The 20,914-nt window shown below is 41.9% G+C and carries 20 protein-coding genes and 1 other RNA gene; 11 read left to right on the forward strand and 10 right to left on the reverse strand.

Annotated elements, in window-relative coordinates; all coding sequences use genetic code 11:
* The first annotated feature begins 25 nt into the window (after nt 1-25).
* Nucleotides 26-799 (forward strand): hypothetical protein, encoded by a 774-nt coding sequence (locus ACIPK1_RS07480; RefSeq protein ID WP_218193508.1) that lies wholly within the window; start codon nt 26-28, stop codon nt 797-799.
* A gap of 74 nt (nt 800-873) precedes the next feature.
* Here the strand turns inward: ACIPK1_RS07480 and ACIPK1_RS07485 are convergent, their stop codons facing one another.
* Nucleotides 874-1,209: an antibiotic biosynthesis monooxygenase family protein gene (locus ACIPK1_RS07485; RefSeq protein WP_400450408.1), complete on the reverse strand. Its 336-nt coding sequence runs from the start codon at nt 1,207-1,209 to the stop codon at nt 874-876.
* Nucleotides 1,210-1,919: 710 nt separating this feature from the next.
* Between ACIPK1_RS07485 and ACIPK1_RS07490 the strand changes: the two genes are divergently transcribed.
* The 4 genes from ACIPK1_RS07490 (at nt 1,920) to ACIPK1_RS07505 (ending at nt 6,575) form a co-directional block, all read left to right on the forward strand.
* Entirely contained in the window at nt 1,920-3,581 is a 1,662-nt protein-coding gene (locus ACIPK1_RS07490) for a peptide ABC transporter substrate-binding protein (protein WP_400450410.1), read from the forward strand.
* Between the two features lie 183 nt (nt 3,582-3,764).
* Nucleotides 3,765-4,838, forward strand: a complete 1,074-nt coding sequence (locus ACIPK1_RS07495; RefSeq protein ID WP_400450411.1) for a dipeptide epimerase — start codon at nt 3,765-3,767, stop codon at nt 4,836-4,838.
* Nucleotides 4,839-4,859: 21 nt separating this feature from the next.
* Nucleotides 4,860-5,771 carry a C40 family peptidase gene (locus ACIPK1_RS07500; RefSeq protein ID WP_008377632.1) on the forward strand — a complete coding sequence of 304 codons (912 nt, stop codon included), beginning with the start codon at nt 4,860-4,862 and terminating at the stop codon, nt 5,769-5,771.
* A gap of 36 nt (nt 5,772-5,807) precedes the next feature.
* Nucleotides 5,808-6,575: a serine hydrolase gene (locus ACIPK1_RS07505; protein WP_400450413.1), complete on the forward strand. Its 768-nt coding sequence runs from the start codon at nt 5,808-5,810 to the stop codon at nt 6,573-6,575.
* 49 nt (nt 6,576-6,624) lie between these two features.
* On the opposite strand, the gene ACIPK1_RS07510 is transcribed toward ACIPK1_RS07505, so the two are convergent.
* Nucleotides 6,625-7,326, reverse strand: coding sequence for a GntR family transcriptional regulator (locus ACIPK1_RS07510; protein WP_086338009.1), 702 nt, complete (start codon nt 7,324-7,326; stop codon nt 6,625-6,627).
* 170 nt (nt 7,327-7,496) lie between these two features.
* On the opposite strand from ACIPK1_RS07510, the gene ACIPK1_RS07515 reads away from it, so the two are divergent.
* On the forward strand, nt 7,497-8,801 hold the full coding sequence (locus ACIPK1_RS07515) for a PTS sugar transporter subunit IIC (RefSeq protein ID WP_015510115.1): 1,305 nt from the start codon (nt 7,497-7,499) through the stop codon (nt 8,799-8,801).
* A gap of 15 nt (nt 8,802-8,816) precedes the next feature.
* On the forward strand, nt 8,817-10,232 hold the full coding sequence (locus ACIPK1_RS07520; RefSeq protein ID WP_400450415.1) for a glycoside hydrolase family 1 protein: 1,416 nt from the start codon (nt 8,817-8,819) through the stop codon (nt 10,230-10,232).
* Between the two features lie 53 nt (nt 10,233-10,285).
* Here ACIPK1_RS07520 and ACIPK1_RS07525 read toward each other — a convergent pair whose 3' ends face one another.
* The 3 genes from ACIPK1_RS07525 to ACIPK1_RS07535 form a co-directional block, all read right to left on the reverse strand.
* A complete protein-coding gene (locus tag ACIPK1_RS07525; protein ID WP_400450417.1) occupies nt 10,286-11,386 on the reverse strand; it encodes a mandelate racemase/muconate lactonizing enzyme family protein in 1,101 nt (366 codons plus the stop codon).
* A 509-nt stretch (nt 11,387-11,895) separates the two neighbouring features.
* Complete coding sequence (locus tag ACIPK1_RS07530; protein WP_005237205.1) at nt 11,896-12,264, reverse strand: ACT domain-containing protein; 369 nt, start codon at nt 12,262-12,264, stop codon at nt 11,896-11,898.
* A gap of 147 nt (nt 12,265-12,411) precedes the next feature.
* On the reverse strand, nt 12,412-12,711 hold the full coding sequence (locus ACIPK1_RS07535) for a hypothetical protein (RefSeq protein WP_016613909.1): 300 nt from the start codon (nt 12,709-12,711) through the stop codon (nt 12,412-12,414).
* Between the two features lie 114 nt (nt 12,712-12,825).
* Between ACIPK1_RS07535 and ACIPK1_RS07540 the strand changes: the two genes are divergently transcribed.
* On the forward strand, nt 12,826-13,041 hold the full coding sequence (locus ACIPK1_RS07540; RefSeq protein ID WP_034872498.1) for a helix-turn-helix transcriptional regulator: 216 nt from the start codon (nt 12,826-12,828) through the stop codon (nt 13,039-13,041).
* Between the two features lie 323 nt (nt 13,042-13,364).
* Here the strand turns inward: ACIPK1_RS07540 and ssrA are convergent.
* Both ssrA and ACIPK1_RS07550 read right to left on the reverse strand, forming a co-directional pair.
* Nucleotides 13,365-13,728, reverse strand: a transfer-messenger RNA (tmRNA) gene (ssrA, locus tag ACIPK1_RS07545).
* Between the two features lie 62 nt (nt 13,729-13,790).
* Entirely contained in the window at nt 13,791-14,561 is a 771-nt protein-coding gene (locus ACIPK1_RS07550) for a Cof-type HAD-IIB family hydrolase (protein ID WP_016619858.1), read from the reverse strand.
* A gap of 145 nt (nt 14,562-14,706) precedes the next feature.
* Between ACIPK1_RS07550 and ACIPK1_RS07555 the strand changes: the two genes are divergently transcribed.
* From ACIPK1_RS07555 to ACIPK1_RS07565, 3 genes are read left to right on the forward strand one after another with little or no spacing between them, the layout of a single operon-like run.
* The gene (locus ACIPK1_RS07555; protein WP_005237201.1) at nt 14,707-15,057 is read left to right on the forward strand and encodes an SdpI family protein; all 351 of its coding nucleotides are present in this window, start codon (nt 14,707-14,709) and stop codon (nt 15,055-15,057) included.
* Nucleotides 15,038-15,751: a response regulator transcription factor gene (locus tag ACIPK1_RS07560; protein WP_005237200.1), complete on the forward strand. Its 714-nt coding sequence runs from the start codon at nt 15,038-15,040 to the stop codon at nt 15,749-15,751. The genes ACIPK1_RS07555 and ACIPK1_RS07560 overlap by 20 nt, the downstream gene beginning before the upstream one ends.
* Nucleotides 15,751-17,211 carry a sensor histidine kinase gene (locus ACIPK1_RS07565; RefSeq protein WP_005237199.1) on the forward strand — a complete coding sequence of 487 codons (1,461 nt, stop codon included), beginning with the start codon at nt 15,751-15,753 and terminating at the stop codon, nt 17,209-17,211. The genes ACIPK1_RS07560 and ACIPK1_RS07565 overlap by 1 nt, the downstream gene beginning before the upstream one ends.
* A 117-nt stretch (nt 17,212-17,328) precedes the next feature.
* On the opposite strand, the gene ACIPK1_RS07570 is transcribed toward ACIPK1_RS07565, so the two are convergent.
* The 3 genes from ACIPK1_RS07570 to ACIPK1_RS07580 all read right to left on the reverse strand — a co-directional run bounded on the left by ACIPK1_RS07570 (nt 17,329) and on the right by ACIPK1_RS07580 (nt 20,783).
* Nucleotides 17,329-17,802, reverse strand: a complete 474-nt coding sequence (locus ACIPK1_RS07570; RefSeq protein WP_005237198.1) for a hypothetical protein — start codon at nt 17,800-17,802, stop codon at nt 17,329-17,331.
* Nucleotides 17,781-18,518 (reverse strand): hypothetical protein, encoded by a 738-nt coding sequence (locus ACIPK1_RS07575; RefSeq protein WP_005237197.1) that lies wholly within the window; start codon nt 18,516-18,518, stop codon nt 17,781-17,783. The genes ACIPK1_RS07570 and ACIPK1_RS07575 overlap by 22 nt, the downstream gene beginning before the upstream one ends.
* A gap of 180 nt (nt 18,519-18,698) precedes the next feature.
* Nucleotides 18,699-20,783, reverse strand: a complete 2,085-nt coding sequence (locus ACIPK1_RS07580; protein WP_016613914.1) for an LTA synthase family protein — start codon at nt 20,781-20,783, stop codon at nt 18,699-18,701.
* Between the last annotated feature and the right edge of the window lie 131 nt (nt 20,784-20,914).

Genomic DNA, 20,914 nt, shown 5'->3' on the forward strand with positions numbered 1-20,914 from the left:
AAAACAACAGAAAGCAGGGAATAGGATGGAACTAAAAAAGACGATGGTTGAGGAACAGCAGTTGCTTTTTGAATGGCCGAATGAAGCAGGCCAACTGCAAATTGTTAAGGGAAGTTTAGCGCAAGTCAAAGAAAATACTGTGCTATTTTTTATCAAAGACGGCCAAATTTTCTCAGTAGCAGACGATAAAACCTTTGACGACCAGTTAGAATACGACCGCTTGATGATCCTCACACCACCTTGGGAGATCATGGCTCCTTACTTAGTAGCCTATTATCAAGAACAATATCAGTTAACCAATGGGTCCAAAGCATCCATCGGCATCCCACAAGAGTTGCAGCAAACCATTGCTGCTAGCGCAAAACCATTTGATCGATTTATCGATTTTCTTGGCTATGGATCTACGAGCAAAAAGACGACAAAAGAGGCAAAAAAAGGGGGCAAACCAAGACACAAATGGTCAAAAGAATTACAAGATGAACCCTTCATGGTTGACTATCAAGGAAGTAAAGCAAGGGTCTATTGGCAAAAACGCAACGAGGTTCGAATTGAAAAAGGCGCAATTTTGAGTCAAGAGATTCCCTTGAATAAAGACGGATCGGTTGGTTTTTCTGCTCGTTTAGCGGAAAAAATTCGGCAAGAAAACCAAGCGGCGATCAAAGAGGGACACACGATTGAAGACGTTGTATTAAAAAGTGTCAACGAGGTAGGAATGTTTCTTTACTATGGGGGCACCAATGGTTGGCTACAATTAAAAGATCAGCAAGGAAGAACCTTGAACGAGCGAACGGTGGAGTAGAAAAGAGAGGCACTGAACAAGAAAGCGATCCACCATAGCTAAATCAATCTGCTTTGGTGGATCGCTCTTATAGTTTAACTAGGAGTAGCCTCTTCATCGATCAAGACAAATTCTTGACCGGTCTTGGACAAAACAAGTTTCGGTTTTGCAGTTCCTTCTTTTTCTGCTCGATACGCCTCTCGGTGCTTTTGCAAATGTTCGGGACGTTTTAACCAAGCTTGAAAGGCTTTTTTCTCAGACCATTTTGACACCAACTGGAAAACGAGGCTGTCTTTTGATTCTGAAAACCATGCTTCAGCAGAGTGACAGCCAGCAAATGTTTTCATTGAGGCGGTATCTTTTTTCATTTTAGCAAGAAAGAGTTCTTTTCCTTCTGGAATGACTTCAAACGCAACGGTACGGATATACATGAAATTCCTCCTTTGACTCGGGACGATTTGGTTTAGTATAGCGCTAATTGAGAATGATTGTCAATTAGCTATGGAATCTTGTAATCTTTTTATCGATAGTCATTTTTTGATCAAATTCCTCAAAAGCCTTGAACAAATGAAAAAAGTACGTATAATTAATATACGTACTGAAGAGTCCGAAGAGTATTGGAGAAAATGGATACTTGGGGAAGTCTTTCTTTTCTCACGTGCAGTACTCTTCGTTTGTTTAGTGTACCACTCTCTTTTTAAAATAGATACGTTTATTTTACTTTCTGAGGAGATTTCTTTTGTTCCTTGAGGTGAAAGCCGAAAAAGTGGGAAGGTTCTGAGAAAGCACTATGAAGACAAAATTTGTGTCTTCTTTTTTTTTGCGAAATGTTAGGAAAATAGTGGGAGTTTTTTTATCCATTTTTCTTCGAAATGATGTATAAGAGAGCAGCCAAAGTTCTGATCGCTAGGAGATCAGAACTTTTTTGTGTGGTTTCTTGGAACTACTCCTTTCAACGATATTTAGCATAAAGTCGCTCTTTTCTAATTTTAACATTCAGAAGAGAACTTCTGACACAACTATGTAACCTCTTACATTTTTTGGTCGTGTTAAATTGACAGGCTGCATAAACATGCGGTAAACTCGGTACAACAAACAGAATTTTTTGAATTATCTGAATGTTAGAAGGGGATGAGTAGAAATGGGGAAACGCAGCAAATATGCAGTATCGCTTGTGTTACTAAGCAGCTTTTTTTTAGTAGCTTGTCAAAATGGCAATCAAGAAAACGAGACGGATTCATCAGCAGCTTCTTCCGCAGAGCAAGTGATCAATGTGCAATTTTCGGCGGAGATGGGCAGTGCCGATATTTCTTTAGCAACCGACTCTTATAGCTTTATTACTCTGAACAATGCTTATGAAGGCCTTTATCGCTTGGATGAGAACAATGTTCCAGTGATTGCCGGGGCAAGTGAAGAAGCTGAAGTCAGTGAAGATGGGCTGACCTACACCATTTCACTGCGGGAAGAGGCAAAATGGTCCAATGGCGATTCAGTTACTGCGGCTGATTATGTTTTTAGTTGGCAGCGAACAGTTGATCCAGCCACTGCTTCCAATTATGCCTATATGCTGGCACCCGTTAAAAACGCTGCCGCTATTTCAGATGGGACGCTAGATAAAAGCGAGTTAGGGATCGAAGCAGTCAATGATCATGAGTTGAAAATCACGTTAGAAAAACCAACACCTTACTTTTTATCTTTACTGGCTTTTCCAACCTTCTTCCCACAAAACGAACGTGTCGTGGAGGAATTTGGTGATCAATACGCCTTAACAAGTGAAAACGCGGCGTACAATGGACCATTCCTATTGACCAATTATGCTGGCCCAGGCACCGATATCCAGTGGTCATTGGAAAAAAATCCGGATTATTGGGATGCCGATTCAGTCAAACTTGAAACAGTTAATTTCGATGTCGTGAAAGACTCATCGACTGCTTATAACTTGTACGAAAGCGGACAAGCCGATGACATTATTTTAAGCGGTGAATTGGCGATGCAGAATGTGAATCATCCTGATTACATTGTTCAGCCTAGTGCAACCACTCAGTATTTAGAAATGAATCAAGCACCAGAAGATTCGCCTTTTCGAAATGCAAATTTGCGGCAAGCCATTTCTTATAGCATGAATCGGCAACAAATCGTTGAGAATATTTTAGGCAACGGCTCATTACCGGCTGTCGGTTTTGTTCCTTCTGACCTAGCTTTCAATCCAGAGACAAAAGCTGACTTTGTTGAGGATGCGGCAACGACGTTAGACTATGACGAAGAAAAAGCCCAAGAGTATTGGGAAAAGGCCAAAGCTGAGCTGGGGATCGATACGTTGTCTTTCGAGCTGCTGACCTCAGATACCGACCAATCGAAAAAAATGGCGGAATACATTCAAGGAACCTTGCAGCAAACACTGGATGGATTGACTGTCGAAGTCACAAACGTTCCTTTTTCTGTTCGTTTGGATCGTTCCAATAGCGGCGATTTTGAGATGGTCATGAACAATTGGATCGGGGACTATGCAGATCCAATCAACTTTTTGGAATTGTTCAAAAAAGACAGTTCCTACAATCGTGGGAAATGGCTAAATGATGACTACGACCAATTGATCGAACAAGCCTCCAATGAAAATGCCAACGACCCAGAAGCCCGTTGGGAAAATATGGTGGAAGCAGAAAAAATCTTAAATGAAGATTTGGGCGTTATACCGCTTTTCCAAAGTGCAGAAGCACATCTGCGGTCGCCTAAGATCAAAGGCCTCATCGTTCATAGTGTCGGTGCTGCCTATGATTATAAAAATGTGTTTGTCGAAGAATAAGTAAAAAAAAACAATTCTTTCATACATCTACCGACTGACGTAGTCAAACAGTACTGCAGAAAAGAGGAACGCCAAGCGTTCAGCAACTAGAGCAAGGAATAAAGCCGTTCTTTATCTAGCAGTGAAGAGGAATCATTCATTCCAGCTAGATAAGAACGGCTTTTCCTTTTGGGAGGAACACGAATGAAAATCACAGCAGTTGAAACGAAGCTAATTCCGATCCAGCTGAATGCACCCTTTAAAACGGCGCTCAGAGAAGTGCACGCCGTCGAAGTGATTCGAGTGCTGCTTTCTTTTGACAATGGGATCGTTGGCATCGGAGAAGCAGCACCTACCGAAGTGATCACCGGTGATACAAAAGAAAGTATTTTAACAGATATCGAAACTGTCTTTACCCCGTTCCTGTTAGGAAGAAAGGTAGATGCCCAATTGCTGGTAATGGATGAGCTTCATGCGTTGATCCAGCATCATACGAGCCCTAAAGCGGCGATTGATATCGCGTTGCATGATGCACTGGCAAAAGCGGCAAACTTGCCTCTTTACCGCTATTTAGGTGGTTCTGCCAATACACTGACAACCGACTATACGATCAGTGTTGGTTCACAGGAACAGATGCTGCATGATGCCAAAGCGAAAGTCCAGGCGGGATTTCGCTCCTTGAAAATCAAACTAGGAGTAGGCGCGATCGAAGAGGAGGTTGCGAAAATTCGCTGCATCAATGAACGCTTGGCAGGAAAGATCCCCTTTCGAATTGATGCCAATCAAGGCTGGACCAAAGAAGAAGCGGTGCAGATTTTAGACCAATGGCAAGACATTCCGATCGAGTTTGTTGAGCAACCCGTCAAAGCCAATGATTTTGCTGGACTCAGCTATGTGACTGCTCGGACGACGATTCCGATCATGGCAGACGAAAGTCTTTTTTCCTATGAGGATGCCAAACGTTTGATTGCTGAAAACTGCTGCGATTATATGAACATTAAATTGATGAAAAGCGGCGGGATCAAAGAGGGACAAAAAATTTATCAATTGGCAAAAGAGCATCAAATGCCGGTGATGGTCGGTTCGATGATTGAAGGGTATGGGGGAATGGCTGCAGCCGCCCATTTTGCCTTGGGGATGGCGGATGTCCAATTTTATGATCTGGATGTTCCTTTTATGTGGGAGACCCAAACGACTTCCCCTGAAATGCAAGGGATTCTTCAGCGTCCAGGAAGCTTGAGCGTCACCGAACGCATCGGACTAGGAATCAACGAATAAACAGTTATGAGAGGAGCAAAGATGAAACAAATTGTTCAGGCTGGCTCTTCCTTCTTATGGAAGGAACCCAAAGAAAACAAAGTACTAGCAAAAATCAAAGCATTTCCTTTAGAAGCACTGCACACTTTTTTGACTGATGAAGATACGATGCGGCTTTATCAGGAAAGCTTAGTGGACTCCGAAGTATTATATGGGACGATTGTAGAAGTCATCGCCCAAACGGATGGTTGGTCCCATGTGATCGTCTTGGATCAAATAAGCAATAAACACCCACTCGGGTATCCGGGTTATCTGCCGAACGAGGTATTGAAGCCATTGTCACCAGACTATGCAACAGCCAAAAGAAGGATTGGTGTGATTGCAAAAGAAGCCGTGCTTGTTTTTGACTCGACCACACGACTTGTTTCTTTTGGAACAGTTTTACCACTTGTTGGGGAAACCGCAGATTCCTATCAAGTGGCTACGCCTAATGGACCAGCAACGATCGCTAAAGCTTTTGCTCACGTCCTATCGGACACATGGGCAAAGCTCCCAGAAAAAATAATAGCCTTGGCAGAACAATTTATAAACCAGCCCTATGTCTGGGCAGGCATTAGCGGCAGTGGCTTTGACTGTTCTGGATTCATGTATTCGCTGCATCGACTTCATGGTATTTTAATCCCCCGAGATACGATCGAGCAAGCACAACAAGCAAACATCGTACCTTACAGTCAGGCACAACCAGGGGATCTGCTGTTGTTTGCTTATGAAGAAGGAAAAGGCGAAGTCCATCATGTCGGTCTATATTTGGGGGATGACGAAATGATTCATTCAAGAACACCTGGGTCACGGGTCATGAAAACAAAAATCACTGGCTCTAATTATGAACCAGAACTCGCAGTTGTGGCGCGTTATTGGCAAAACCAGCCGAATGAATCACAGGAATACTCATGAACATTCTTTTCATGATCGTAAGGAAAGGGGCATTTGATGGGAAAAGATGACTTGCGTGTAGCAATTGATCCTATTCTAAAAAACTACCAGGCAACGTTGGAAATGGGGGTATGGATCGGTACGCTAACGGAATGTCTTGTTGACTATCAGGGTCAAAAGTCGTTTTCGGCAGCGAGTATTAGTAAGCTTGTTTTGTACGCGTATTATCTTGAACAAATCATCGAAAAAAAGATCGATCCCCAACAGGTAATTTGTGTGAGCCCTGTTGATCTGACAGGGGGTGCTGGGGTGATCCGTCTTTTTCCTCAAAAGAAAGGTTGGACCATCAGTGAACTTCTCACGGCAATGATCGCCGTATCTGATAATACTGCGACCAATGTACTATTGGACTTAGTAGGGTTGCCCACGCTTCAGGCATGGATTCAGGAGCCGGAGATCCAATTTGAACGGTATATGATGCGACCGATCAAAGACAAAGAGAACCGCTTGACACCCTCGGTGGCTGCCAAACTGCTACTAAGGTGTGTGGAACGAGAAGAAGCTGCACTAGGATTTTCACCTTTAAATCAGCAGCAATTTCAAGATGGATTAGCGGGGAATTTTGCTGAAACTGCGCAGCCTTCTTGCCGCATTTTTAATAAGACAGGTCGTCTTGACCGCATCGAACACGATGTAGCATATTTACAAGCCAATGAAACGACGATCATCATTGCGGCATTTTCCTATGATAAAGCCGGTAGTGGCCGAGGGATCAGTTGGCTAAGAGAAATTGGTCAAACAGTCTATCAGCAGTATTTTAAGTAAAATACGCTGCGTATCGAGTGCCTCTGAGTGAGGATCGATACGCAGCGTATTAATTATTTACAACAATAAAATCCCCCATATCATAGCGGTGCCGTGATTGGGAAAATTCAAAAGGCGTCCCATCGCCGAGGTAAACCGTTTGTTCCACTTCTAAAATGGGATCGGTGGCAGCACAAGCTAAGTATTGCTGGTCGTAGGTGTCTGCACGATCCGCTTTGATACGACGGACAGATGTTCCAATCGAGGAGTGGAGTTGGTTCGTGATGTAGCTATAGACGGAAGAGGCTAAGACTTCTTCGGTAATGCCAGGAATGACATGAAGCGGCATGATGGTATATTCTAAAACAACGGGTATATCGTCAAATAGACGCAAACGAACGATATCATAAATTTGCTGGTCACTGCGAATGTTTAGTTTTTCTTGTTCTTTCTCATCGGGAAAAAGAATGGCAAAAGAAATGATCTTGCTGGTGATCTTTCCTGTTTCTCCAAGGCGCTTGGTCAGCCCGCGATTGATCTTGGCGTTGTAATCGAAGGTTGAATAGGAATCGCTGATAAACGTACCCGTGCCTTTTTTACCGTAAATAATGCCTTCCATTTGTAAAATATTCAATGCTTTTTGAATCGTCACGCGGCTCGTTTGATAATCCGCAGCCAGTTCGGATTGCTTCGGCAATTTTTTCTCTTCTTCGTAAAACCCGTGATTGATTTTGCTCCGTAAATCGGCAGCGATGTCATGGTAGTTCGCCATTTGCTTCACCTCAAAATAATAATAAGTGATAAAACGAAGTATGTAAACGTGGAGCTTTACATACCCTGTTTTAAAGGCTTTTCCTGCGTTTACATTCTTCAAGAAATGAATTACATTTGTAATGTAATCGTTTTCTGTCAATTGAAGAATAGGGTATAGGAGGGAGTTTTATGCAAGGATTTATGGATCGACTCGCTGACGTTTTGGGAAAATTTGCCAACAGGATCAACAATTTACGCTACATCATGGTCATTAAAAATGCCTTTGCTGCTTTGATTCCAGTAATAATTACCGGGGCATTTGGTACTTTGTTTTCAGCAATGGTTTTTGATGCTGAAAATGGATTGGCACAAATCGAGGCACTGCGCTTCTTAGAAAGTTTAAAACCGATCTCATCTGCGGTCAGTTATGTGACGTTGAGTTTCTTAACGATCTATGCAGTGTTCCTGATTGGGATTGAGCTAGCAAAATTAAATAAGATTTCTGGGGTCTTTCCAGGAATCATCGCCGTGATGTCTTATCTTTCTGTTAATCCAATGATCTTTGAATTTTTGCACGAAGATGCGACGGTGGTTGCCGAAAACGTGCTGGCTAAGCAATATACTGACACGAAAGGCCTATTTTTAGGCATGTTCGTTGCGATCGTTTCCATCGAGCTTTATGCGTGGTTAGGAAGACAAAAACGGCTGCAGATCACGATGCCTGATAGTGTTCCAGGGAATGTTTCGGCAAGTTTTTCGGCATTGTTTCCAACGATTTTCACCGTGACCATCATCGCCACCGCTGGTTTTGCTATCAAAGCACTCACAGGGATGTATGCCTACGATATCATCTACAATGTCGTCCAACGACCACTGGAAGGAATCGTCCAAGGCTTACCAGGCATCTTGTTGTTGATGTTTATCGCACAAGTCTTTTGGGTCATCGGGATTCATGGGAACCAGATGGTCAAACCCATTCGAGAACCATTGTTGCTGGCAGCGATCGCCGTCAACACGGAAGCTTTTGAAGCTGGGAAAGAAGTACCCAATATCATTACGATGCCGTTTTGGGATATGTATATGAGTATGGGCGGCTCTGGCGTGACGATTGGTTTGCTGATTGCGATTTTGATCGTCGGTAAACGGGAGGACATGCGTCAAATCACTAAATTGTCATTAGCACCTGGAATTTTCAATATCAATGAGCCGGTGATCTTCGGAATGCCGATCATGCTGAATCCCATTTTGGCGATTCCTTTTATCCTCACACCGTTAGTAACAGGAACGATTGGATACGTGGCGACAAGTCTAGGCTTTGCCGCTAAAGCGGTGGTAATGGTCCCATGGCCGATGCCACCGATCGTCAATGCTTATCTAGCTACTGCCGGAGATATCGGGGCTGTGATCACGCAAGTGATCTGTATTGTCGTGGCGATTTTGATCTATCTACCTTTTGTTTTGGTAATGAATCGTACGACCAATGAAGTTGCATAAAGGAGTTTTGAAAAAATGGTAAAAATACCTGAAACATTTATTTTAGGGGCTGCTTCGTCTGCTTGGCAGACAGAAGGCTGGCAGGGAAAGAAAGAAGGGCAAGATTCGTATCTCGATCGCTGGTACAAAGAAGAACGCTTTGTCTGGCATAATGGCTACGGGCCTGCTGTTGCGACGAATTTTATGGAAAAGTTTTCAGAGGATGTTCAACTGATGCAGGAGGTTCATTTGACCCATTATCGAACATCGATCAACTGGGCGCGCTTCTTTACCGATCATGAGCAGCTGATCGTTGATGAAGACTATGCTGCTCATATCGATCAGCTTATCGACCAATTGCTTGCGGCTGGTGTCGAACCGATGCTTTGTTTGGAACATTATGAACTGCCAGCTAGTTTGATGGATGCCTATGATGGTTGGAGCTCGCGTAAAGTGGTCGATCTATATACCCGTTATGCCGAGATTGCCTTCGAACGTTACGGTGATCGAGTCAAACAGTGGTTCACCTTCAATGAGCCGATCGTTATTCAAACCCGTTGTTATCTTGACGCGATTCGCTGGCCCCATGAACAAAATACGAAAAAATGGATGCTTTGGAACTATCACAAAGTATTGGCATCCGCCCAAGCAGTGGCTGCCTATCATGAAAAAGGCTATGAGGGGCGCATCGGTTGTGTGCTGAATCCAGAAATGGTTTACGCACGCTCTTCCTCACCGGAGGATCAAAAAGCGCAAAAAATGTATGATCTCTTTTTCAACCGGATCTTTTTTGATCCAATGGTCAAAGGTCATTATCCAGAGGAACTTATCACACTTTGCCAAACCTATGGCATCTACTTTGATCCGACAGAAGAAGATCTGGAAACGATCCGCACCCATACGGTGGATTTCTTAGGTGTCAATCAGTACTACCCGAAACGCGTGCGGGCACCACGATATCAATGGCATTCGGATACACCATTTCATCCAGAAATGTTTTATGAGACCTTTGATTTGCCAGGAAAACAAATGAATAACTCTCGTGGCTGGGAAATCTATCCGAAGGTCATGTACGATATGGCTAATTATCTTAAAGAGAATTATGGCAATATTCCATGGCTGATCACTGAAAATGGTATGGGGCGGGAAAATGAAGAACAGTATATGGATGCCACAGGTCAAGTCCAAGATGATTATCGGATTCAGTTTATTACCGAACATCTTTACTGGCTGCTAAAAGCCGTCGAGGAAGGCGCCAACTGCGAAGGCTATATGCTTTGGGCATTTACCGATTGTGTTTCACCTATGAATGCATTTAAGAACCGCTATGGTCTCGTCCGAATTGAGTTAAATGAAGAACGGACCCGGTCATTAAAAAAATCAGCCGCTTGGTATCGTTCCCTTATTGATGAACGGTGGCTTCCATTTGAAGAAAAGCCATTGATTCTGTAATAAAAACCCACGATTATTTCCTAATCCTAAAGGAAATAATCGTGGGTTTTCAGTTAAAAGGGTTGTTTATGAGGAGCAAGTTTCTCCCAGTCAAATATGACACCAATCCCTGGTTCTTCTGGTGCAATCGCACGGCCATCGGATGGATCGATCACTAATGGTCTCGTGGTGTATTGATCGATTGGAAAACTGTGCATTTCAAGATACCCAGCATTAGGCATCGCCGCCAGTAGACTGACGTGTAATTCCTGCATGCCATGTGTAGAAACAGATAAGTTACTTGTTTGTGTTAAGGTAGCAATTTTCAACCATCCGGTGATCCCACCGCAATTGGAAGCGTCGGGTTGTGGAAAATCGACATTGCCATATTTGATCATATGAGCAAACTCAATAGGGGTGCGCAAGTTTTCCCCGCCTGCGACCGCAATTTGCCCTTCTTTAGCGATACGAGCGTAGCCTTCGTAATCTTCGGGGATTGTTGGTTCTTCAAGGAACAAAATGTCATAAGGCGCTATCAGTTTGGCGGCTTTGATTGCTTTTTCAACAGACCAGCTCATGTTGGCATCCACCATAAAGACAACATCGGGACCAATCAATTCTCTGACCGCTTTTATTCGAGCAATATCTTCGGCAAGTGTTTTTTGACCCAATTTGATTTTGACCGCTTTTAATCCCATGTCTAAATATTTTTGATTATTGGCTAAGAGTTTTTCAAGAGAAAAGTTTAGATCGATCGCACCACCATAGCATTTGACTTTGTTACTTGCGCCGCCTAAAAGTTTGTAGAGGGGTTCTTGTGCTTTTTTCGCGCGTAAGTCCCATAAGGCAATATCACAAGCCGCAATGGCGAAACTCGCTAAACCGCCTCTGGCAACATAGTGAATGCCCCAGTTCATCTGATCCCACAAGGCCTCCACACATGCTGGATCTTTCCCTAAAAGGATTGCTTTTAGTTCTTTGTCGATCAGTTTGGCAATCGATTCGCCACCGAAGCCACCAGTATACGTATAGCCCACACCTTCACGTCCCTCATCAGTAACGATCTTGACGATAGGCACTTCAAAGTGGGTGTGTAAGCCGTGCTTCGCATCTTCCATGATTTCCGGAAGAGGTATCCGATAATACACTGTTTGTACATCTGTAATTTTTGCCATTAAAAATCCTCCTCAAACTAATGTTCACGTGTGCATTTTAATGTTAACGTTTGCATATTCATGTTAGCATGGGAATGCGAGATTGACAAGGCTGAATTTCCTCAAATTCAAAACTTTAAAAGAAGGAGGATCGCTATCGAAGGGATCGCATCTCATCAACTGATGCTTCACGTAACGATTTAGAATATAAACAGATATAGGGAATATTAGCTAGAAATGAAGTGAAACCCCTATAAATTGTCACAAAATAGCATTTTGTTTATTTTTAAAGCATAGTTATTGAATAAAAATCATTTTTGTATTATGATTATCTTAACAACGAGCAATGAAGAGTACTGGGGAAAATGAAAGCTTGGGGAAGTCTTTTATTTGGGATACCCAGTACTCTTATCTTTCTTCAACGACAAGTGAAATACAAAAGAACGACTGAACTTCTTTGGTTCAGTCGTTCTTTTGTATTTCATAAAGCGATCGAGAGTAACTTGTAGTAAGGAAGAAAAAGTTTTTTCTCAATTGACAAAAGAATAATCATTGGCGGTTAAAACAGTACGAGCTTGTTCTACCTGATGCTCCTTGATTAAAATATAATCAGTATTGAAGGTAGAAACAGCAAAAATACTGATTGACTCCTCGGCTAGAAGGGAAGAGATTTTTGCAATAATGCCAATCAAGCTAAAATCCAGCACACCAATTATTTTCATCGCTTTCCATCCATCTTCTCTGTTTAGCGTTTCAGCTGGAACGTTTGCAGTTGGTAACACCAAAGAAAGTTCTTCTGACGTATGGGCAAAAAAAAGAGGAACAATCTTCAGTATCGAAGGATCAATACTCTTTACTTGGATGACAGAAAAAGAGGGAGCCAGTAAGGTTAGTTTCATCTAATCACGTCCTTCGTTTGATGCTTTCATCATATCAAATGGGAAGAACTAAGGGAATAAGCTGTTAAACATTTTCAATTATCAAACCAATTAGCAAAGAGAACGATAGTCTATACCTTGATAGGAGCTCAACCTATCGTTCTGGTATTAAACTTTTCTTCGAGTCTTTAAATCACCAATCTGGAGTTCCAGTTTTTCGAGGGAGCTACCTAAGTCTGTGAGAAAAACATGGAATAATAAGGAGCAGGCATGATAATCTCGGATGATTTTCTGCTTATTCACGGGTCTTTTTTTGTCACTGAAAAATTTTTCTAATACACCGAGTGGTTCTTGCCAAGATTTCAATTGCTCCAAAGTATCTCCTAAACCATATATGTCCTGGTAGCTAATTTCTTTTACCGGCTGCTTATTACTCGTCTTAATACCCATCTTTTCTATTTCTTTCAACGTAACGCCTCCATTCTGATTTTATTGATGTTTGTATAGACACCACTTTTAATCCTATTTTACTATATGATGTCTCTAGGAACAACATCTGTTTGCAGAAAAGGTGGGGAACACATGAACAGAAGAATAGAAATAGGCTTAAAAGAGCTTGTAAAAAGCCGAGGAATTTCTCTAAGAGAGTTAGCACGCTTATCGGATATTGAACCTTCGATTATTAATAAGCTGGCAAATGGAAAACGAGAGAAAGTTTACCTTCAACATATTGAAAGAATCGCTAATGCATTAGAAATTGACGATATTTCAGAAATTATCAGACTCACGAAAAAATAACTTTTTGAAAAGTAGGCTAAGGCAAAAAAGAGAACACTTAGAATATCGTAATCACACTGTAGCGACGTGACTATTCTAAGGTTCTCTTTGTTTTTATATCCTATAGAAATCAGAGAAGGCGACACAGAAGGATTTAGGAAGCACGCCAGCGGACGGCATCACTTCTAGCCCACCACTTTTCGGAGTGGCGGGATTTTTTTTGCGTGCTTTTGAAAAAACTATTTAGATTGGTAGTCAAATAGTGTCACATACTGGCACAAGTAAAAAGCCAAAACCCTGTAAAATCAAGGTTTTGGCTCTTAGTGTCACTTACTGACAGTTTAAAATGGAGATGGCGGGAGTCGAACCCGCGTCCAAACATATTGCTACCTAAAAATCTACGCTCATAGTCAACTCATTTGTAGATTCGCTTTACAGCTTGCCGAGTGACAGGCAGTCTGTATCGCTAGTCTGATGATCTCTTTTTTATCTTACAGACGGAAAGATAAAACGTATCCCACTTAGAATAGGACCCTTACTCGAGCACATGGGCGATGCCGAGAGGATCTACGCTAACTGTTTTTAGGCAGCTAAAGCGTAAGAGTTTTCGTTTTTAGCAGTTATATTTAACTGTAACGTTTTAACGTAGACGTAACCTACGAAGCGCAATTCAGGCTCAACTATGCCTGTCGAATCCGTAACATCCCCTTGATAAAAGGGGTATCGCTACCATTCACTAGTATACCATATTTTCGTGCGTGTGCAAAGAATCAGATTAAGTCAAAATGTTTCAGGGCGTGTACGATCCCGCCTTCGGTATTTTTCAAGGTCACGAAGTCTGCCAGCTCTTTTAACTCTTGAATCCCATTTCCCATTGCAATCTTGTGGTCACAAGCTTCTAAAAGGGCGAAATCGTTGCTGCCGTCACCAAAGCCAAAGGTAGGTACATCTTCTAGACCCAATAATTCTACCAAGGTTTTTACGCCAGTCCCTTTAGAAGTCCCGGATTTTACGACATCGATTGAAAAGGGCGTATTACGATAAAAAGTTAGTTCGGGAAAACGCTCATGATAATAAGCATCGTTGCCGACACCTAAAACTAACAACATATTGGTCCGATCAGTTTCATAATGCAGAGGATCGATTTCTGGTAGAGGGCTACGGACGTAGTTATATGCACCAACCATTTCCTCGGTGTGACCAGTCGCCCAATAGCCTTTCTCATTGTAATAACACAGCTCATCGCCATTGTCTTTGACGGCTTGGTACATCCTTGCGCAAAGCTCAGGCTCAAGGGTATCGGAAAAAACTTCTTTGCCATCAATGCGGATAAAAGCACCGTTCATGACGATGTTCGAGGTAATACCAGCTGCTTCACGAATAGCGGTAACTTCAGGTTCGGTTCTGCCTGTTGCAATGATCGGCAGTACTTGGTTTTTTCGCAACCTCGCCATCGCCTCAGCAATTTCCGAAGTGATTTGCGAGTGTTCATCTAAAAGTGTACCGTCAAGATCAAAAAAAGTTAATGCTTTATAGGTCATGTATCTTACTCCTAAGGTTTATAGTCATAGTCCACTCACAATCTTATCAAAGATTGAAAAAAAGGCAAACCTTTATGAATAATCGGTGAAGTTGTTGGTAGAAGAAAGAAATTCGAGTATACTATAGGAAGAATGGAGTGAAACGATGATTTTTTTAGTAATTGGCAGCATTTTTTTCTTGATTGGTCTCACTTTTTTTCTTTTTCCATCAAAAAAAATGAACCTTATTTATGGCTACCGTTCCTATCTAGCAAAACAAAATGAACGCAATTGGCGACAGGCCCAAAAACTATCTGCCCGATTCTTTCTGCTTTTTGGCGGAATCATGGCGCTCATTGGGTTTGTCTTGAAATGGCAAGAATGGACCAATTTTTTTCTAGTTGAAATGATCGTGATCCCTTGGTTCATCGTGCCGATCTTTGGCCTGATCGAAGAAAATCTGCAACGATTTGATAAAGAACATAGAGGTGAAGAAAATGAATATATTAATGATTGAAGACAATGAATCTGTTTCTGAAATGATGCAAATGTTTTTCTTGAATGAAGGATGGGAAGCAGTATTTAAATACGATGGCAAAGAAGGACTAGAGGCCTTTGCTGCTGAACCAGACAAGTGGGATATGATCACCCTTGACTTGAATCTTCCTTCCATGGACGGCATGATGGTGGCGCGCGAAATTCGTAAAATCTCTAGTACAGTTCCTATTATTATGTTGACGGCCCGTGATTCAGAAAGCGACCAAGTCATCGGGTTAGAGATGGGGGCGGACGACTATGTGACGAAACCCTTTAGTCCATTGACCTTGATTGCACGGATCAAGGCATTACACCGCCGCAGTGAATTGGTTGAAAAAACAACACCTGAAGCTTCCGATGCCACCTTTGATATCGTCACCGATCATTTCAAAATGAACACAAAAACAAGGGAAGCCTATTTAAATGGCAAACCCATCGATGGGTTGACGCCGAAAGAATTTGATTTGCTTTATACGTTAGCGAAAAAACCGCGACAAGTGTTTTCGAGAGAACAGCTGTTAGAACTGGTTTGGGATTACCAATACTTTGGCGATGAACGGACCGTTGATGCACACATCAAAAAACTAAGACAAAAAATTGAAAAAGTGGGGCCACAGATCATTCAAACCGTCTGGGGCGTTGGGTACAAATTTGATGATGCGGGTGCTGCTTAATGCGCTACCTGTATCAACAGCTGATTGCATTTTTCGTGGTGATCTTCGTGATCTTGATGACGATTGGTATTGCGTTTACTCAAATGACACGCCAAACGTTACAAGAACGGAATTATGAGCAGTTAATGGGGTATGCTTCGTCGGTCGCGACGATTTCGCAAATCAGTGATTCAGAATATTTACAGCAAAATATGACCCGGGATGGCTATCTACAGTATTCCTTGCGTTTGGCTGAGAATATTTTGAGCAACCAAGATATCTCTTTTGCTTTCTTTAAAAGTCCTGATGACATTATTTATCCACTAGATACCGCTCATGCTGTTGATTTTCCGATCTCTGAAAAAGACTGGCAATCCTTAGAAAATGGGGCGCGTCTACAACTGACTTCCGCCACAAATTTATACGGGGAAAAAGAACTGACTTCCTATGTGTTGATACCTTTTTCTGTCAATCGCACGGATTTTTACGGTGTAATGGTGGTTTCGCAATCGGCAAGCAGTATTTTGAATCTTGTCAGTGCTTTTAATCAAAACTTGTTTAAAGTTTGTTTGATCTCGATCGTTGTCTCATTATTGATCAGTTACCTTTTCGCTACGTTCCAAGTAAGACGGATCAATCGAATGAAACGAGCAACCAAAGAAATTACTAATGGCAATTTTGATATTTTCTTGCCGGTGCATAATCGGGATGAATTTGATGAATTAGCCGAAGATTTTAATTTAATGACGAAATCCTTAAAAGAATCCCAAGAAGAAATTGAACGGCAAGAAGAACGTCGTCGGCAATTTATGGCGGATGCTTCTCATGAGATGCGTACCCCGTTGACGACCATCAATGGCTTATTGGAGGGCTTAGAGTACAACGCAATTCCTGAGAATCAAAAAGACAATGCGATCCGCTTGATGAAAAATGAAACCAATCGCTTGATTCGATTAGTCAACGAAAACCTTGACTACGAAAAAATCAGGACCAATCAAATCTCGATGGTCATCAAAAAATTTGATGCGACGCAAACCATCAAAAATCTGTTGACGCAACTGGAGAGCAAGGCAGAAATTGCCAAAGATGTGCTGATTTTAGAAACAACCGAGCCAATCGATGTCTACGCGGATTATGATCGTTTCGTCCAGATCATGGTCAATATTTTACAAAATGCGATCCAGTTTACGGAAGATGGAGAAATTCGGGTCCGAATAGAAAAAGGCTATTTAGAAACGATTATCGAAATCAGTGATACGGGGATCGGTATGTCTGAAGAACAAGTCAAAAATATTTGGGATCGTTACTACAAAGTCGATCCGTCCCGTAAAAACCGTCAATTTGGCGAATCAGGTCTAGGCTTATCAATCGTTGAACAGCTCGTACGCCTGCACAAAGGAAAGATCAGTGTAGAAAGTGAACTTGGCAAAGGCACGACCTTTAAAATCTCTTTTCCAGATATCGACTTAAATGAAGAATAAGGAATCGACCGGCAGCAATTCGCTTAGCCGGTCGATTTTTTTGCGGTTCATTGGCAGCAGCCCAAACAAAAAGACTTGCTTTTGCAAGCAAGCCTTTTTGTATGAGGGCTATGTAAACTATAGATAAGTGGTATAGGGCGTATGGGCAAAGCATTCGTCTTCATGGATCAAATAGATGGCAACAGCAAATTGTTCGGCGATTTCTTGGCACAAAGGTAGCAGGATTTGGACCTCTTCTGTTGTTAACGTGCTCAAGACATTTTCGATTAAAAGGGTTTCTCTTTCTGAAAGTAACGCTAAGAGCAGCTGAATTTTGATCTCCTCAAAGGGGCCTAATTCTGTCCGCTCTTTTTTCAAAGCCGATAAGGGAAGCTGAACATAAGGCAGAACACCCTCTAAATCGCCCCCTTTTTTATTTGCAAGAGATACATTGTCCATGACGGATAAAAAGGGAACGGAAGGCCATTGAGCACGAATCAAGATGGCTTTTTTTTGTGAAAGCAGCAAACTTAATTCAGAAGTTTTTGTTTCATTGTCTTTCGAAACATAATAGAAACCAATTGGTTTCGTTAGCTGAGTTGGTTTTTCCATTGTTTTTTCCTCCAATACAGACTATGTCCGCTGGCAATCAAACCAGTAAAACTGGTAACAGCGGCAAGTAAGACGACAAGTGTGTGGCGTGTGCTTTCAAATAAAATAGCAAGCCAAGTGGTGCTGTTCAAATCGACATTTTGGACCAGAATTTGACTATTCTGCGGAATCGTAATGGCGAATTCTTGTCCAGGAAGACTTTGTACAGCCTCCCAAAAGTTATCAGAAGCACGCTCTCGATCAAGGGCAATGATATGCCCACTGAGTAATTCCCGCTGGAAATAAGGCTGGAAGAGTAGCAATAAGACAAAGGCGATCACAGCGGCTGCTAAGAGCGGCAAGAGCATTTCAATGATCTGCATCGCTACCCATTGTCTGGTGGTGGCGCCACTTGCTAACCAAGCTGTGTATTCCGAGCGTTTATATAATTGATAGTAAACTTGAAAGCCAATAAAGACCAGTGTAAAGGCACTAAAAATCAAATAGAACAGTTGATGATAGATTGTCGTGACTGGTTGGATCTCTTCGGCTACTTTCGTTTGCAGATCTTCTGTCGCCAAGAGATCTCTTGTTTGAGCGATCACTTGATCCATCGAATAGATCAAGGCAAACGTCACGATCAAGCCAATCACGGCAAAGAAGGATACAAGCGTATAAAGCACCATGGCTTTTTTATGATAAAAAATGCTGGCAATCGCAAAATGTATAGTTTTCATCTAAGTCACCTCATCCTAGTACATAGTATAAAAGGGGAGTTTGAATAAAGTATGAAGTTCTTGTAGTAAAATATCGAAGCTAAAAAAGTGGCAAGAAAGTTCGACTTTTTCCTATCAAATAGTGCAAAAAAATCCAGCAAGGCAGGTGCCTTACTGGATTGATTATTGGTTGTTCTTACTTTACTCGCCGCTATCTTGTTCCGTCATCTGCTGGTATTCTTGGAAGGTTTTTGTTTGATACAGATCGACGGTCGATTGATTGCCATTTTGAGAAAAGGCACTAGTTGAATCACTGCCTAGATTCTTTTCAATGTCCATCATTTGCTGAAGGGCGTCTTTGTAGTTATAGGTCGAAGGATCAACTTCTTCTAGACCGCTTTTCGCGTAGAATCGTAAAAGGTCACCATTATTGATCTGATCAGAAACCGAAAGTTGCTTGTCGACTTTGGCTTTCCATTCATCGACTTTGGCTTGCAATTCATCGGATGGATCGTTGATCGGCATGCCGGTACGATTGTCATACAATGTACTGCTGTAGTAGGTGTAGTCTGGTGTCACAAAGTCGCCATCGCGGAAAGCAACCAGTTGTTCGTTTTGATCAGAGAATAAATCTTGTCCTAATTGGATATAGTTTGATGTATCCACACCCAGTAAGTGCAATAGGGTTGGCAAGGCATCGACTTGGCCACCATACGTATGATTGATGCCGCCGTTTGATTGTCCTGGAATATGAATCATATAAGGCACACGTTGTAACGAGGCATTGTCAAAGTTTGTCCATGTAGAACTTGTTTTTCCAAGCAATTCTGCTAAGTTACGGTTACGAGAATTGGAAATTCCGTAATGGTCACCATATAAAACGATGACTGAGTTTTCGTATAAGCCACTTTCTTTCAAGTAATTGAAGAACTCTTCCACGGCTTTATCCAAATAATTCGCGGTTGCGAAATAGCCATTGATCGTTTGATCAGAAGTGTTCGCTAGCGGGAAGCCGCCTTCTTCATTGGTAAATTCAGAATATGGGTAGTGGTTAGAAACCGCAATGAATTTTGAATAGAACGGTTGTTGCAGACGTTCTAAGTATTGTACGGATTGTTCAAAGAACGGTTTGTCATGTAGACCGTATTGGAATGAATTTTCATCATTGACATCATAATAAGATGCGTCGAAGAAATAATCATAGCCAAACCGTTTGTAGGTTTCATTTCGGTTCCAGAAGGTACCGGTATTTCCGTGGAAAACAGCACTGGTATAGCCTTGCGTTTGACCTAAAATATCTGGAGCTGCCTCAAAGGTATTTTTCCCACCCAGTTGAGTGAATAACGCTCCTTGATTCAATCCAAACAGGGAATTTTCGAATAATGTTTCGGCATCACTGGTCTTCCCAGCTTTTACTTGGTGGAAGAAATTATCAAAACTAAAGGTACTATCGCTATGGTATAAACTATTGATAAACGGCATGACTTCATGTTCCACGCCATCTTCATCTTTCAATTTATAATCGATCAAGAATTGCTGAACACTTTCTAAGTGAATATAAATGACATTCTTGCCTTTTGCGATACCGAACAGATCATCATTTGGTTCTGCGTAATGTTCTTTAACATAGCTCTCTACTTCGTTCATGTCGTTGGGACTCGCTTCGGCACGTACTTGCGAAGCTTGATAAGTTTGTACCCCATCATAAACCGTAAAGGCGTTGATCCCAAGGTATTTGACTAAATAGTCACGAGAAAACGTTCGAGTAAGCAGTTCAGGACGATCCGCTTCTGCTAAGAAAAGATTGGCAGAAAAGACCATGACAGCTAAGGTTGAGATCGCAAAAGCCATCCGTGCCCGCACAGGACGAGTGTCCATTTTGATTTTTTTCATTGAAAAGGCTGCAATCAGCACGATAAAGTCAATGAAGTACAACACATCGTAGGGACGGAACAAGCGAATTGCGCTTTCTCCTAGACCACTTGCTACTTTTCCTACACCGAGCATCGTGTTGATGGTGATAAAGTCAGTGAATTCTCGATAGTACGAAACATTAGAGAACAACAGCAGAGTCATCAAGAAATAGATCACAAGCATCGTGATATAAGCTGCTTTGGTTCTTCTTACGTACAATGCGATCGACAGCAACAACAAAGTCGTTGCGATCGGATTGATGAATAAGATGAAGTACTGAATGCTGCTTTCAATACCTAGGTGGAAGTCCACCATATAGGCAAAGATATTTTTTAGCCAAAATAATAGGGCTAATAGGAAAAAAAAGCCCATTCTTGTATTCACAAAGGTGGATACTTTATTTTTTTTCAAAGGAATCGTCCTCTCTTTTTCCAGTATAACCGGTAAATTACGATTTTACATCACAGTACATTTTACTAGGCTGTGAAAGACGTGTCAAATGA

Source organism: Enterococcus sp. NPDC086594 (assembly GCF_044746145.1).
Taxonomy (GTDB): Bacteria; Bacillota; Bacilli; order Lactobacillales; family Enterococcaceae; genus Enterococcus_D; species Enterococcus_D entomosocium.